Genomic DNA, 13,734 nt, shown 5'->3' with positions numbered 1-13,734 from the left:
CGGCAGGCCCGATAAGCACAGCGCCATCAGGCTACAGGGTTAACGACTCCACCACCTCAATCCAGCCATGTTCACTGGCAATATCCTGACCGTTTAACCACCGACGCACCATATTCAGCGCCATCATGGCGCAAACTTCCTGCCGCACCGCCAGACTGTAGCGGCTGGCGCTGAAATGCACGCGCAGGGCAAATGTCCCATCCGGCGTCGCCAGCGCGAAATTAAGGTGATCGTTTTCCAGCCCGGATACCGCCAGCGCCAGTCCGGCGTAGTGGTTGCTCCGTCGCTCTGTCGTCCAGTGCGCGGTCTGAGCCAGCGTCTCTTCCTGGGAAGGCACCACTTCGCTGGCAAGAATCGGCGCATTCGCACGGGAAAGCTGCAAAGCCAGCAGCCCGCTGGTGAACTGTTCGCTGAGCGTCAGGCTGAGCTGGCGCGTCTGCAAACAACGGGCGATTTGCGCAGGCAGTCCTTCCGTCCCTTCAAAAATCAGGTTCTGCCCTGCCACCCGCTTCACCTCCGGCCATAGCGCCAGCATCGCGTCCCGCTGCGCATCCGGGCCGGTGAGTTTCAGTTCAATAATCGGCATTGAAGAGCGATATCCCATCGTCACGCCCGCCGGTAGCGGCAGCGAATCGAGGCTCTGCGCCAGATCGCTTTCCGAACGTCCAAACGTGGTGAGTCGCAGACAAACCGGCGGTTCAGGAAGCGCAAAACGCGCACGCAGACGCGGCATAATTTCATGCTCGACCATCACCTTAAATTCAGACGGGACGCCCGGGGTAAAGAACATCAGGCAGCGATTTAGCTTCACCGCAAACCCACAGGCGGTGCCAACCGGGTTATTAATAAACTCGGCGCTGGCGGGCAGTTCTGCCTGCTTGCGGTTACTCGGCGCCATAACCCGCCCGCGCTCATGGAAAAAACGCTCCATCTCAGCCAGCCACGCGTCATGAAGCACCAGACCTTCACCTTTCGCCGTGGCGGCGGCCAGCGCGCTTAAATCATCGCTGGTCGGCCCCAGGCCGCCATTCACAATCAGCACATCAGCATGTTCGCTACGTTCGCGTAAAATGGCGACCAGCGCATCCAGATTATCTCCCACCGTATTTCGGCGTGATAACGGCAGCCCCTGATTAAAGAAAAAATCGGCCAGCCAGGCGGCATTCGTGTCGACGATTTGCCCGTGCAACACTTCATCCCCGGTGGATAACATCTCCACGTTTAACATCGTGTTCTCCTGCTTCTATGATGAAAACACTATAACGCAAAGCCCGCTGGGGCGGAGTAAGAAACTCAGAGGAAACAAACCGGGAAAGAAGGCTATAGCATACAGGAAACGGCGCGACGGATGCCGCGCCCGAAAATCAGAAGCTGGCGTTAACGCCGACGTACGGGCCATCGGCAATCGCGTTGTCACGGTTGCCGTCTTTACCCGCCAGGTTCAGATAGCGATAGCCCGCTTCAATGCTCAGCGGGCGCATAATGGTAAAGCGCGCTCCGGCATTGGCTTCTTCATAGCTGTCGATGCCGCTGGACAGTGAATCTGGAGAGTAGTAATACTCGCCAAACAGACGGAAGCTGTCGCCGATTTTCCACTGTAACCCGCCGCCTACCGCCGCCGCATAGCCTTCATCGCCGTCGTTCGGATTGGTATAAACGCCTTTCCCACCGACCGTTGCCAGCAACGGCCCAAGCGGAATATTCAGGCCGAGCCCCACGCCGGCAGCGTCGCCATCGTCGTCGTTATGCATCCAGTTGCCGCTCAACGCCAGCCCGGTGGATTCAGTACCGAAACCTACGCCAACGTTGGTGTAATCTTTACCCGCCTGGCCGCTAATGCTCATCGCATTCGCCGATGCAGAAGCGAACAACAGTCCGGCAACGCCTAATAAAATGCTTTTTTTCATTTTTACCCTTTCCAGCAAAGAAATAAACAAAAGACCCCAAAACCGCAGGATTGTACTGCCAGGCGCAACAGAATCAATGAGCTAAAAAAGCGATCTAATAACATATTGTAACTAAACACTACCTTTCAGGTTTATTAAACGTTACAAGAAGAGGCGTTTAGCGCAGCAGTCATTGCCCGAGATCAATATTTCATTCACAAATATTTTCTACATTAGTTTCCGAAATTAAACGGAAATTAAACATTTTTTCTAACGATCGTCGGGAGATAAAGATGAGCAAAAAAGGACTCACCACCGCAGCAGGTGTGCCTGTCGCCCATAATAACAACGTTGCAACCGCTGGCCCACGCGGCCCCATGCTGCTACAGGACATCTGGTTCCTGGAAAAACTGGCCCACTTCGATCGTGAAGTGATCCCTGAGCGCCGTATGCATGCCAAAGGCTCAGGCGCGTACGGCACCTTCACCGTCACGCACGATATTTCACGTTACACTCGCGCAAAAATCTTTTCGGAGCCCGGTAAAAAAACGGATCTGTTCCTGCGTTTTTCCACCGTGGCGGGAGAGCGCGGCGCGGCGGATGCCGAGCGCGATATTCGCGGGTTTGCGATCAAGTTTTACACTGAAGAGGGCAACTGGGATCTGGTGGGTAACAACACGCCCGTTTTCTATCTGCGCGATCCGCTGAAATTCCCGGATCTGAACCATGTCGTGAAGCGCGACCCACGCACCAACCTGCGCAATCCGACCTACAAATGGGACTTTTTCTCCCATCTGCCGGAATCGCTGCACCAGTTAACTATCGACTTTAGCGACCGGGGTTTGCCTTTCTCTTACCGTACGATGCACGGTTTCGGTAGCCACACATTCAGCTTTATCAACAGCGACAACGAACGTTTCTGGGTGAAATTCCACCTGAAATCGCAGCAGGGCATCGCCAACCTGATGGATGACGAAGCGAAACGCCTGGTGGCGGACGATCGCGAAAGCTCTCAGCGCGACCTGTACAACGCCATTGAACAGGGCAACTTCCCCCGCTGGAAATTCTACGTGCAGATCATGCCGGAAGCCGAAGCCTCACAGGTGCCGTACAACCCGTTTGATCTGACCAAAGTATGGCCGCACGGCGATTACCCGCTGATTGAAGTCGGCGTGCTGGAACTGAACCGCAACCCGGAAAACTATTTCTCCGAAGTGGAACAGGTAGCGATGAACCCGGCGAACGTCGTGCCGGGGATTAGCTTCTCTCCTGACCGTATGTTGCAGGGGCGTCTCTTCTCCTATGGCGATGCGCACCGCTATCGTCTGGGCGTTAACCATCAGCAGATCCCGGTCAACGCCCCGCGCTGCCCGTTCCATAACTACCATCGTGACGGCGCGATGCGGGTGGACGGCAACAGCGGCAACGGCCCAACCTATGAGCCAAACAGCTTTGGCGTCTTCCAGGAACAGCCTGATTTCAGCGAACCGCCGCTCTCTGTCGAAGGCGCTGCCGCGCACTGGGATCACCGGGAAGATACGGACTACTTCAGCCAGCCGCGTAAGCTGTATGAGTTGCTGAGTGATGAAGAACATCAGCGTATGTTCGCGCGCATCGCCGGTGACATGAAAGATGTGCCAGAATTTATTCAGCAGCGTCAGATTGGCTTGTTTAGCGAAGTTCATCCTGACTATGGCGCGGGCGTCGCCGCTGCCCTGCGGGCGTTAAAAGAAGCGAAATAACCGTTTCCACGGGAGCTGCGGCTCCCGTGTTGCTTACATTACGGACGGTTAGCGCGCACCCACTCCTGCAATGCCCGGCGCGAAACTTTGATCCCGCCGTTTTTCAGCGCTGATGGCAACGTCAACCAGCGTACCGGCTGCTGAAAACGCGCCAGCTTGTCTTTCACCCATTCCGCGAGATCGACGTTCCCGGCCTGCGCGTCATATTCCACCACCGCCACCGGACGATGGCCGAACTCCCTGTCCTCTACCGGCACCACGAACGCCTGTAGAACATGTGGATGCGCCGAGATAACGCGTTCCACCTCTTCCGGCTGAATGCCTTCTCCGCCGCTGAAGAACAGATTATCCAGCCGACCGGCAATCGTCAGCTTACCGTCGTTCAGTTCGCCGCGATCGCGGGTGGCGAACCAGCCTTCACCGTTCACCAGCGGGATCAGCTTACCGTCGCGCCAGTAGCCTTCCGCCATGCTGGCGGCGCGTAGCCAGACTTCGTCATTCACGATTCGGACTTCCCGCCCCGGTAACGCCGCGCCGACATCGCCCAGGCCGTCGGCCTCTTTCGCGCACACCGTCGAGGCAAATTCCGTCAGGCCATAACCGCACCAGCAGCGAATACCCTGTGCGCGAGCCTGCTCCGTCAGTTCAACCGGGATAGCCGCGCCGCCCAGCAGTACCGCTTTCAACGTTACCGATGCCGGATTCTCCAGCAGCCGCCACAGCTGAGTGGGAACCAGAGACGCATGCGTACACCCTTGCAGCATTGCTTCCAGCGGCTGCTTCTCACGCACGGTCATTCGGGCGCCCGCAAACAACCAGCGCCACATAATGCCCTGGCCGGAAACGTGAAACAGCGGCAGCGATAATAGCCAGTCATCCCCATCGGCAAACGGCATCAGGGACAGCACCCCCTCCGCGCTGGCCAGATGCGCCTGGCAGGTATGCACTGCGGCCTTGGGTAATCCGGTTGAGCCAGAGGTCAGCGTCATTGAACTCAGCCGCGTTGGCTGCCAGTCTGCGGCGTGTTCGCCTGACTCTTGCTGCATTTGCAGCGGTTGCAACGCCGGGAAGGTATTCTCCCTCTCCAGCAGCAAAGCAAACCGGAGCGTTAAGTCCGGCAGCAGCGCGTCGAGCAGCGGTTGTGGAAGCTGCGGGTTAACCGGCAGGACTCTTGCCCCGCATTGCAGTAAAGCCAGCCAGGCCAGCAGCGTTTGCGGGTGATTCCAGGCGCGCAGCATCACGCCGCAGCCTTCAGAGACACCCTGAGCGGCAAAACCGCTCGCCAGCGCGTCAATACGGGTACAGAGTGTGCGCCAGCTTAGCACTTCATCATTAAGGCGTAAGGCAGGCGCATCTCCCCATACCTGCCGCCAGTGACGCCACGGCCAGTCATTAAAAGATGACGGCTGGAGGCCCGATACGCTTGCGCTATCGGGCATTTCCCGGAGGCTCATAGCAGCCGTTCCAGCGCATCGTCGCTAACACACGGCAAAGCGTTGCCCGGCCAGCGGCGCACCTGCTGGGTTTGCATCAGGCTTAGCGTATCCAGACCCGGAATGGTCTGCGGCGTCAGCCACGCGGCAATACGCGCCAGCTGCGTTAAACCGAGGCTCGACTCGATGGAAGAGCTGATCACCGCCGTCAGTCCCAGCGTATGCGCGGCCTGTACCTGCTCGCGAACCTTTTCCAGGCTTCCGGTGAGCGTCGGTTTGATGACCACCGCGCTGACGCCCGCTTCCGCCGCAAAGACAAAATCGTCTTCACGCAGACTTTCATCCCAGGCAATCGCAATCCCGGTTTCACACGCAAAGGCGCGGGAGTCGTCGCGGGTTTTACACGGTTCTTCGAGGAAGGCGATGCGGGCACGGTAGTCCGGGTTGACGTATTTCGCGAACTGCTGCGCTTTCAGCGGCGTCCAGGCGCGATTGGCATCCAGACGCAGATGCAGATCGGGAACCGCCTCCAGCAGCAGGTTGACCACCATTCCGTCGCGTACCGCTTCGTACAGACCGACTTTGATCTTGGCGACTTTCTCGCCTGGCATATCAGCCAGTTGCAGCACCAGATCGTCTGGATCGCCCGTACACAGCGGCGCGGCGCGGTAATCCGCCGCCTCTGGCAACGTCCCCGCCGCCTCCGCCAGCGCACAGCTAACGCCAAACGCCACGGAGGGCACTTCAGGCAACGTTGACTGGCCTTGCAGCCAGCCGTTAACCCAGTCCAGCAGCGCGGCCTGCGCCTCTTCCAGGGTTTCCTGGCTGAAACCCGGAAGCGGGGAGATCTCCCCCCACCCTTCGCGCTCGCCGTCGCACAGACGGACATACAGCCCGTCGCGAGTTTTTAACCGCCTGTCGCGCAGAACCACCCCCGCGTCCATGGGGATCTGCCAGCGGTACACCTGCGCGCTACGCATTACGGATTCCGTTTGAATTTGCTGAAATCAGGCTGACGTTTCTGGTTGAAAGCGTTACGGCCTTCCTGACCTTCTTCCGTCATGTAGAACAGCATCGTGGCGTTGCCCGCCAGCTCCTGTAGACCCGCCTGACCGTCGCAGTCGGCGTTCAGCGCGGCTTTCAGGCAGCGCAGCGCCATCGGGCTGTTCTGCAACATTTCGCGGCACCAGCGCACGGTCTCTTTTTCGAGGGAGTCCAGCGGTACGACGGTGTTGACCAGCCCCATATCCAGCGCCTGTTTAGCGTCGTACTGACGGCACAGGAACCAGATTTCACGTGCTTTTTTCTGCCCGACGATACGCGCCATATAGGAAGCGCCCCAGCCGCCGTCGAAGGAGCCGACTTTCGGGCCCGTCTGGCCGAAGATGGCGTTTTCCGCCGCGATGGTCAGGTCACACATCATGTGCAGTACGTGACCGCCGCCGATAGAGTACCCTGCGACCATCGCCACGACCGGTTTCGGGCAGGTACGGATCTGGCGCTGGAAATCCAGTACGTTCAGGTGATGCACGCCGGAATCATCCTGGTATCCGCCGTAGTCGCCGCGCACTTTCTGGTCGCCGCCCGCACAGAAAGCTTTCTCGCCTTCGCCGGTCAGAATAATGACGCCCACGTTGTCGTCATACCGGGCATCCGCCAGCGCCTGGATCATCTCTTTGACGGTCAAAGGACGGAATGCGTTGCGCACCTGTGGACGGTTAATGGTGATTTTTGCAATACCATCGGTGGATTTTTCATAACGAATGTCCGTGTAACCTTCGGAGCAGTCGTGCCATTCAACCGGTGCGTAAAGCATTGTTTCATCAGGATAGATCATAGTGTGTCCTTTAGTCAGAGACGCAGAATCTGAGCCAGACTGTCCACCACGCCTGCGGGGTTTTCCCGATGCGCGTTGTGTCCGGCGTTACGAATCATATGGCAAGGTACAGACAACTCCGCCGCCAGCGCGCGGAATTTGCTGTCGCGTTCACCACATAAATAATAAAACGGAAATGTGCGCGCATTTAGCCGCGCGCGTAAATCAGGCTGTACGGCAAGCGAGGTTGCCTCCAGCATCGCCGCCAGCGTTTCGCCATTGTTCTGGCTGCGCAGCGTGACTAATGCCTCTCTTTGCGAAGCATCCAGCGAAGCGAAAACCGGCTGCTGATACCAGTCAGTAAACACGTCGCGCAGCGGTTCACGGCGAAAGCGCGCTGCCCAACGACCGTCAGACCGTCGGCGCGCGTCACGCTCGGCCTCGCGTTGCAGCCCCGGGTGGCCACCTTCAACCACCAGCCCGCAAAGACCCGGCAGAGTCTGGCACGCCGCCATCATCGCCACTCTGCCGCCGAGCGAGTAGCCGACCAGCCAGTATTTAAGTATGTTGTAACTAAATAATGTGTTACGCAATAAGTCGCACACATCAGCAAAGCCGCTGACACGAATATCGGCAGAATCGCCGTGACCAGGCAAGTCGATATACAGGCGCGAAAAGTCGGGAAACTGCTCACCGATCTGCTGCCATTCCCGGCAATCACCGGAAAATCCATGCAGGAAAACCAGCCAGGGAGACCCCGGCTGACCACCGTTCGCCTGCGCGCGCAGGATCATAGATGGCTCACCTGCGCCAGCAGCTGTTGCAGGGTTTGCGCCCCGTCGGTATCGTTCACGACCAGCTCAATCACCGTGGTTGTCGGCGTTCGCCAGGCGCCAGCCAGCGCCGCATCCAGCTCATCCCAGCTTTGCGGGCGGTGATATTTGAGGTTAAACATGGCCGCCGCGTGTTCAAAATGGACGTTTTGCGGCATCAGGTAAAACCGCTCGCGCTCGCTCTGCGGCGTCGGCAACAAAGAGAAAATTTGCCCGCCGTTGTTATTCACCACAATCAGCACAAACGGCGCGGACACCTGGCGCAATAGCGCCAGCGCGTTGAGGTCGTAGAGCGCAGACAGATCGCCGACGATAGCCAGCGTCGATTTCGCGCTGGCGCGCTGAACGCCCGCCGCCGTCGAGATCAGACCATCAATACCGCTGGCACCCCGGTTGCTGTACACCGGGTAGCCGGCCGGTAGCTGCGACAGCGCGTCAATCAGGCGCACCACCAGGCTGTTGCCGACAAACAGTTGCCCTTGTTCCGGCAGATAGTCGCGAATGCGGTGCGCCAGTTGCGCTTCGCCGAACATATCACGACGCGCGACAACCGCCTGCCACGCCTGCTCTGCCAGGCGCGGGATATCGACGCACCAGGGATGGCGTTTCTCCGCCGGATGCAGCTCCAGCCAGTCGGCGATTTTCGCCACCAGCCTGCGTCCGCGATGATGCGCCGGGTCCAGACGACCTTCGATATTATCAATAATCCAGTACTCTTCCGGCTCGCAGGCGGCCTGCCATTGCAGCAGGCGCTTTCCGGTCAGGCTGCTGCCGAGTTGCACCACAATTTGCGCCTGCTGAAGCTCAGTGACGGCCTTCGCATTACCCAGCCAGAGATCGGCGCACGGCAGCGGCTGCCCGGTTTGCGACAGCACGTCGCCAATCAGCGGCCAGCCCAGCGTCTGCGCCCAAAGCGCGACTTTCTTGCCCTCTTCCGCGCTCATGCGCCCGGCCACCACTACGCCGCGTTTTTGCCGCCAGAAGAACCAGTCGCGCTGTTTGTCGCTTTCCAGCCGACGCGCTTCGCGCAGCCAGGGTTTGTCATCCTGCCACCAGTCGCCAAGGCTCTGCTGCCAGGCAAGCCCCGTGTCGTCCATATCACCATACAGCGGTTCCGCAAACGGGCAGTTGATGTGTACCGCGCCGGCATGCAGCGTCGCCAGGACGTTATCAAGGGTGGAGACCAGCCAGCGCGCGGAAATATCCTGCGTCGGGCGCGGCAAAGAGAGCGTCTGAGAAGGATGAGAAGCGAACATCCCGGCCTGACGAATCGCCTGATTCGCGCCGCAGTCAATCAGTTCCGGCGGACGGTCCGCAGTCAATAAAATCAGTTTTTCACCGGTAAGCCCCGCTTCAATCAGAGCCGGATAGAGATTTGCCACCGCCGTACCGGAAGTAACAATAACGGCAACGGGCTGCTTACTGACTTTCGCCAGCCCTAACGCCAGATGACCAAGACCACGCTCATCAAAGTGCGTGTGATGAATAAAGGCTGAATTTTCCGCTGCCGCCAGGGTTAAAGGCGTGGAGCGGGAGCCAGGGGCAATGCAAACATGCCTGACGCCGTGGCGAGTGAGTGCTTCCAGAATGACCGCCGCCCAGCGTCGGTTAAATGCGCTTACTGACATGAGATTGTCCGGTATCAATATTGCGACTCAGTATAAGGATCAGAAAAAATGGATTATTGATATGAGTCGGGAATATACACAAAATCATTCAGCAGAGCGCCTGAAGGATGAGGTGTATGTGCGACTCATTAGCTTTCCATCTGTAATAACGTGCGTAGCCCGGCCGCTTTGTTGTCGATCTCTTGCCATTCCTGTTCCGGGTCAGACCCGCGCACAATGCCTGCCCCGGCATACAGACGAACAACGTTCGCCGCGACTTTCGCCGAGCGCAGCGTCACGCAGAATTCGCTTTGCTGTAAAGACAGATAACCCGCCGACCCGGCATACCACTCACGTTCAAACGGTTCATGTTGCTGAATAAACGCGCGCGCCCGTTCACGCGGAATCCCCGCGACGGCGGCCGTGGGCTGTAGCTGTAGCAAACAGAGCGTGTCGTCAGCCTGATTGAGCGCCGTCCAGATACAGCGGCGCAGATGCTGTACTTTGCGTAATCTGAGCACCTGCGGCGGCAAAACATCGAGCGAGTGGGTGCAGCTTTGCAGGCGTTGACAAATATCTTCCACCACCAGCATGTTTTCACGCTGGTTTTTATCATCCTTCATCAACCATTCGCCCAGTTGCCAGGCCTGATGGTCGTCGGGATGATTCGCCACCGTGCCGGCCAGCGCCTCGGTGCGCAATGCTGTTTCACGTCGCCGCCAAAGGCGTTCCGGCGACGAGCCAAGAAAGGCGCTCCCGGCGGAGAACGCCATAAAAAAATGGTAGCAGTTAAGGTTTAAACGGCGACTGGATGCCATCACGGCGGCGGCATTCACCGGATGGGAAAACTGCAAATCCGTCGCCCGCGCCAGCACCACTTTGTCGAGATCGTCTTCGGCGATAGTCTGCGTGGCAAGCTGAATCAGGCTGGTCCAGCCCGCTTTATCCGGCCAGTGCTGCTCGCCCGTCAGGTGCAGGCGCAGCGCCGGGATCGGCTTTACGCCCCTTAATGAAGAGAGAAACGCGATCGCCCGCCCGGCGTCTTCACGCAGTGAAACCGGGCTGTAGAGATACAGCCGCAGCGTTGCCATAGCGCCAGCGCGTCGCCATTCAAGACGCGGCAGCAGCAAATGCCCCTGCTGCGGTTCAAACGCATTCAGTCCCCAGATACGCAAATCGGATTGTGATTCATGCTGGCGGAGAAAGTGTTGCGCCTGTTCGAGAGAGGGGAACGTTTCAACGGCGCCGAGCACCGCGGCTTCTTCATCGCCGTTACGCTGTTGCCAGTAAAATTGCGGCCAGATGGCCTGACTGGCCAGCCAGCTTAATGCGTCAAACGCATCATTCAGAGGGAAAGGCACATCAACAATACGCATTCCTGGCGCCGCCGGTATCTCCTGCGATAACTGGCGCCGCAGATTTTCCAGCGCAGTAGTGATTGAATGCACGCGGACCTCTCCCTGTTAAAAACCTCACATTATACGGGGTACAGCGGAGAAAAAGCAGTACCCCCGTTTAGGGAGGAAATGCGATCCCGGTTACATTACCGCCGCGCCAGCAGTAGTCCCAGCACCAGGCCGACCGCCGCACCTGCGCCAATCCCTTGCCAGGGTTTTTCATGCACGTAATCATCCGCTTTATAAACCGCCTGTTTTGCACGGTAATAGTAGCTGTCAGACGCATGGCTGACGCGATTTTTTACCTCTTCAAGCGCCCGTTCTGCGCGTGCTTTTAACTCAACATATTTTTGATCGGCAGGATCGCCGGAGGAACGCAGCACCTCTTCCAGCGTTTCGCTCAGAAGTTCCAGGTCGTCATCAATACGTGAACCATAAGAATGAAAAGACATTATATTCTCCCTTTCGATTAACGTTCCCACTAACTATAGACAAAACCGGAACATCACACCTGGCTAACCTCGCGCGCCATACCCATGTGCGGGATACCGTCTTCGTCATAAACGTCCGTCACCGGAACAAAGCCGAATCGCGCATAGAAGGATTGCAGATGCGCCTGTGCGCCGAGATAAAGCGCCTTCTCCGGCCAGTGTTGCTCGCAGGATGCCAGGGTCTGCGCCATAAGCTGTTGCCCCAGTTTTTCGCCGCGCAGCGCTTCGCTGACGATCACGCGCCCAATCACCACCGGCTCCAGTTCGTCGTCGCTTTTCAGAATCCTCGCATACGCTACCAGCTCATCGTTATGCCAGCCCAGGATATGACGGTTCTCCCCCACCAGGTCATCGCCGTCCACATCCAGATACGGACACCGTTGTTCAACCACAAATACCGCGCAGCGCAATTTCAGTAACGCATAGAGTTGCGGGACGGATAATTCAGAATGATGCAGGTCTTGCCAGTGAATCATGGTGCGCTCCTTTTACGTATTCGCTTTATACTAGCCAGAATATTTTTTAAACGTGTAATGAAATAATGGAATTAATTTTTTTAGGTACTTCTGCCGGCGTTCCTACCCGCACGCGTAATGTCACGGCCATATTACTGAATTTACAGCACCCGACGCAGGCGGGGCTATGGTTATTCGACTGCGGTGAAGGCACCCAGCACCAGATGCTCAACACCGCGTTTAACCCAGGTAAGCTCGATCGCATTTTCATCAGCCATCTGCATGGCGATCACCTTTTCGGTTTGCCCGGTCTGCTGTGCAGCCGTTCGATGGCGGGAAACGCACAGCCGCTGACGATTTACGGCCCCAAAGGCATTCGCGAGTTCACCGAAACCGCATTGCGCCTTAGCGGCTCCTGGACTGATTATCCGCTGGAGATCGTTGAAATTACCGCCGGCGAAATTCTGGACGACGGTCTGCGCAAAGTGACCGCCTTTGCGCTTGAGCATCCGCTTGAATGCTATGGCTATCGGATTGAAGAGCATGACAAGCCCGGCGCGCTGGATGCCAGTGCGCTAAAAGCGGCAGGCGTGAAGCCCGGCCCGCTGTTTCAGGATCTGAAAGCGGGTAAAACCGTCACCCTGAACGATGGTCGCGTTATTAACGGCGCCGATTTTCTCGCGCCAGCTACGCCCGGGAAATCGGTGGCGATATTTGGCGACACCGCGCCATGCGCGTCGGCCATCACGCTGGCAAAAGGCGTGGACGTAATGGTGCACGAAGCAACGCTGGATACCTCAATGGAAGAAAAAGCCAACAGCCGTGGGCACAGCTCCACCAGGCAGACCGCGCAGCTGGCGCACGATGCCGACGTGGGCCAGCTCATCATTACTCACGTCAGCTCGCGTTACGACGACAGAGGCAGTCAACGCCTGCTGGCAGAATGTCAGGCGATCTTCCCCGCAACTGCGCTGGCTCACGATTTCGCCGTTTTCACGGTTTAACGCTCCATTTTTCTTCCTCAGTGCCGATAACAGAGAAAAGGCTGGCTTTCATATTGAGGATGCGATGGATAATTTCCAGAAAGATATTGATGACAGGGCTAACTTAACCCTGTCTAACCGCTTTGAACTGCTGTTATTCCGTCTCGGCACATCGCTGCATGAGCAGAAATCGGAGCTATTTGGCATCAACGTATTCAAACTGCGCGAAATTGTGCCAATGCCCACATTTACGCGCCCTGCCGGAATGAAAGCCCCGCTTTTAGGTATGGTCAACATCCGCGATCAGGTGATCCCGGTCATCGACCTGCCCGCCGTGGCCGGGTGTAAACCGGAGAACGGGCTTAACATCCTGCTGATCACCGAATATGCGCGCAGCGTACAGGCATTTGCGGTGGAGTCCGTCGAGAATATTATGCGTCTGGACTGGCAGCAGGTGCATACCGCCGAGAAAGCGGTTAACGGCCGCTATATCACCAGTATTGCCTGTCTGGATGAAGACAAAGAGACCAACAACCTGGCGCTGGTGCTCGACGTAGAGCAAATTCTCTATGATATCGTGCCGTCAAATCACGACTTGCGCGCCACCAATTTGAAAACCAGCAAGTTCAACATCACGCCGGGTGCGGTGGCGATTGTGGCGGAAGATTCTAAAGTTGCCCGCGCCATGCTGGAGAAAGGGCTGAATGCGATGGAGATCCCGCATCAGATGCACGTTACCGGTCAGGATGCCTGGGAGAAAATCCAGCAACTGGCGAAAGAAGCGGAGGCGGAAGGCAAACCAATTAGCGAGAAAATCGCTCTGGTGCTGACCGACCTCGAAATGCCGGAGATGGACGGTTTCACCCTGACGCGTAAGATCAAAACCGACGAGCGCCTGAAGAAAATTCCGGTGGTGATCCACTCTTCCCTTTCCGGCAGCGCCAACGAAGATCATGTGCGTAAAGTCAAAGCGGATGGTTATGTCGCGAAGTTTGAAGTCAACGAACTGTCGTCGGTGATTCAGGAAGTAATGGAACGCGCCGCGCAAAACGTCAGCGGGCCGCTGGTCAGCCGTCAGTTGCTGAGTTAAC

General features: G+C 57.5%; 13 protein-coding genes. 3 read left to right on the top strand and 10 right to left on the bottom strand.

Features of this window, described 5'->3' with window-relative positions:
• Positions 1–31: 31 nt before the first annotated feature.
• Both OGY62_RS16600 and OGY62_RS16595 read right to left on the bottom strand, forming a co-directional pair.
• The gene (locus tag OGY62_RS16600; protein ID WP_012131514.1) at positions 32–1,228 is read right to left on the bottom strand and encodes a nicotinamide mononucleotide deamidase-related protein YfaY; all 1,197 of its coding nucleotides are present in this window, start codon (positions 1,226–1,228) and stop codon (positions 32–34) included.
• Positions 1,229–1,364: 136 nt separating this feature from the next.
• Positions 1,365–1,907, bottom strand: coding sequence for a YfaZ family protein (locus tag OGY62_RS16595; RefSeq protein ID WP_012131513.1), 543 nt, complete (start codon positions 1,905–1,907; stop codon positions 1,365–1,367).
• Positions 1,908–2,179: 272 nt separating this feature from the next.
• Here OGY62_RS16595 and OGY62_RS16590 point away from each other — a divergent pair, with 272 nt between their 5' ends.
• Complete coding sequence (locus OGY62_RS16590; protein WP_047462365.1) at positions 2,180–3,628, top strand: catalase; 1,449 nt, start codon at positions 2,180–2,182, stop codon at positions 3,626–3,628.
• A gap of 38 nt (positions 3,629–3,666) precedes the next feature.
• Here the strand turns inward: OGY62_RS16590 and menE are convergent, their stop codons facing one another.
• The 8 genes from menE to OGY62_RS16550 all read right to left on the bottom strand — a co-directional run bounded on the left by menE (position 3,667) and on the right by OGY62_RS16550 (position 11,681).
• The gene (gene menE / locus OGY62_RS16585) at positions 3,667–5,082 is read right to left on the bottom strand and encodes an o-succinylbenzoate--CoA ligase (RefSeq protein WP_286460299.1); all 1,416 of its coding nucleotides are present in this window, start codon (positions 5,080–5,082) and stop codon (positions 3,667–3,669) included.
• Entirely contained in the window at positions 5,079–6,041 is a 963-nt protein-coding gene (gene menC, locus OGY62_RS16580) for an o-succinylbenzoate synthase (protein ID WP_286460298.1), read from the bottom strand. The genes menE and menC overlap by 4 nt, the downstream gene beginning before the upstream one ends.
• A complete protein-coding gene (gene menB / locus OGY62_RS16575; RefSeq protein ID WP_012131509.1) occupies positions 6,041–6,898 on the bottom strand; it encodes a 1,4-dihydroxy-2-naphthoyl-CoA synthase in 858 nt (285 codons plus the stop codon). Before menB ends, menC begins: the two co-directional genes overlap by 1 nt.
• Positions 6,899–6,912: 14 nt before the next feature.
• Positions 6,913–7,671 carry a 2-succinyl-6-hydroxy-2,4-cyclohexadiene-1-carboxylate synthase gene (gene menH, locus OGY62_RS16570; protein ID WP_134769204.1) on the bottom strand — a complete coding sequence of 253 codons (759 nt, stop codon included), beginning with the start codon at positions 7,669–7,671 and terminating at the stop codon, positions 6,913–6,915.
• Positions 7,668–9,338: a 2-succinyl-5-enolpyruvyl-6-hydroxy-3-cyclohexene-1-carboxylic-acid synthase gene (menD, locus tag OGY62_RS16565; RefSeq protein WP_071260232.1), complete on the bottom strand. Its 1,671-nt coding sequence runs from the start codon at positions 9,336–9,338 to the stop codon at positions 7,668–7,670. Before menD ends, menH begins: the two co-directional genes overlap by 4 nt.
• A 128-nt stretch (positions 9,339–9,466) precedes the next feature.
• Complete coding sequence (gene menF / locus OGY62_RS16560) at positions 9,467–10,765, bottom strand: isochorismate synthase MenF (RefSeq protein ID WP_286460297.1); 1,299 nt, start codon at positions 10,763–10,765, stop codon at positions 9,467–9,469.
• A 95-nt stretch (positions 10,766–10,860) separates the two neighbouring features.
• Positions 10,861–11,166, bottom strand: a complete 306-nt coding sequence (gene elaB, locus OGY62_RS16555; RefSeq protein ID WP_012131505.1) for a stress response protein ElaB — start codon at positions 11,164–11,166, stop codon at positions 10,861–10,863.
• Positions 11,167–11,219: 53 nt separating this feature from the next.
• A complete protein-coding gene (locus OGY62_RS16550) occupies positions 11,220–11,681 on the bottom strand; it encodes a GNAT family N-acetyltransferase (protein WP_012131504.1) in 462 nt (153 codons plus the stop codon).
• A gap of 65 nt (positions 11,682–11,746) precedes the next feature.
• Here OGY62_RS16550 and rbn point away from each other — a divergent pair, with 65 nt between their 5' ends.
• Together rbn and OGY62_RS16540 are read left to right on the top strand one after the other, a co-directional pair.
• Positions 11,747–12,664 (top strand): ribonuclease BN, encoded by a 918-nt coding sequence (gene rbn, locus OGY62_RS16545; RefSeq protein WP_286460296.1) that lies wholly within the window; start codon positions 11,747–11,749, stop codon positions 12,662–12,664.
• A 64-nt stretch (positions 12,665–12,728) separates the two neighbouring features.
• Positions 12,729–13,733 carry a chemotaxis protein gene (locus OGY62_RS16540; RefSeq protein ID WP_012131502.1) on the top strand — a complete coding sequence of 335 codons (1,005 nt, stop codon included), beginning with the start codon at positions 12,729–12,731 and terminating at the stop codon, positions 13,731–13,733.
• Position 13,734 lies beyond the last annotated feature (1 nt).

Source organism: Citrobacter sp. CK198 (genome assembly GCF_030333295.1).
In the GTDB taxonomy this organism is placed as follows: domain Bacteria; phylum Pseudomonadota; class Gammaproteobacteria; order Enterobacterales; family Enterobacteriaceae; genus Citrobacter_B; species Citrobacter_B koseri.
The sequence above is the reverse complement of the archived record's forward strand: the minus strand, read 5'-3'. Positions and strand labels throughout refer to the sequence as shown.

What these genes read in the sequence shown, in the direction of transcription:
- OGY62_RS16600 (WP_012131514.1), bottom strand. Translation starts at nt 1,228, where the DNA reads ATGTTAAACGTGGAGATGTTATCCACCGGGGATGAAGTGTTGCACGGG.
- OGY62_RS16595 (WP_012131513.1), bottom strand. Translation starts at nt 1,907, where the DNA reads ATGAAAAAAAGCATTTTATTAGGCGTTGCCGGACTGTTGTTCGCTTCT.
- OGY62_RS16590 (WP_047462365.1), top strand. Translation starts at nt 2,180, where the DNA reads ATGAGCAAAAAAGGACTCACCACCGCAGCAGGTGTGCCTGTCGCCCAT.
- menE (WP_286460299.1), bottom strand. Translation starts at nt 5,082, where the DNA reads ATGAGCCTCCGGGAAATGCCCGATAGCGCAAGCGTATCGGGCCTCCAG.
- menC (WP_286460298.1), bottom strand. Translation starts at nt 6,041, where the DNA reads ATGCGTAGCGCGCAGGTGTACCGCTGGCAGATCCCCATGGACGCGGGG.
- menB (WP_012131509.1), bottom strand. Translation starts at nt 6,898, where the DNA reads ATGATCTATCCTGATGAAACAATGCTTTACGCACCGGTTGAATGGCAC.
- menH (WP_134769204.1), bottom strand. Translation starts at nt 7,671, where the DNA reads ATGATCCTGCGCGCGCAGGCGAACGGTGGTCAGCCGGGGTCTCCCTGG.
- menD (WP_071260232.1), bottom strand. Translation starts at nt 9,338, where the DNA reads ATGTCAGTAAGCGCATTTAACCGACGCTGGGCGGCGGTCATTCTGGAA.
- elaB (WP_012131505.1), bottom strand. Translation starts at nt 11,166, where the DNA reads ATGTCTTTTCATTCTTATGGTTCACGTATTGATGACGACCTGGAACTT.
- OGY62_RS16550 (WP_012131504.1), bottom strand. Translation starts at nt 11,681, where the DNA reads ATGATTCACTGGCAAGACCTGCATCATTCTGAATTATCCGTCCCGCAA.
- rbn (WP_286460296.1), top strand. Translation starts at nt 11,747, where the DNA reads ATGGAATTAATTTTTTTAGGTACTTCTGCCGGCGTTCCTACCCGCACG.
- OGY62_RS16540 (WP_012131502.1), top strand. Translation starts at nt 12,729, where the DNA reads ATGGATAATTTCCAGAAAGATATTGATGACAGGGCTAACTTAACCCTG.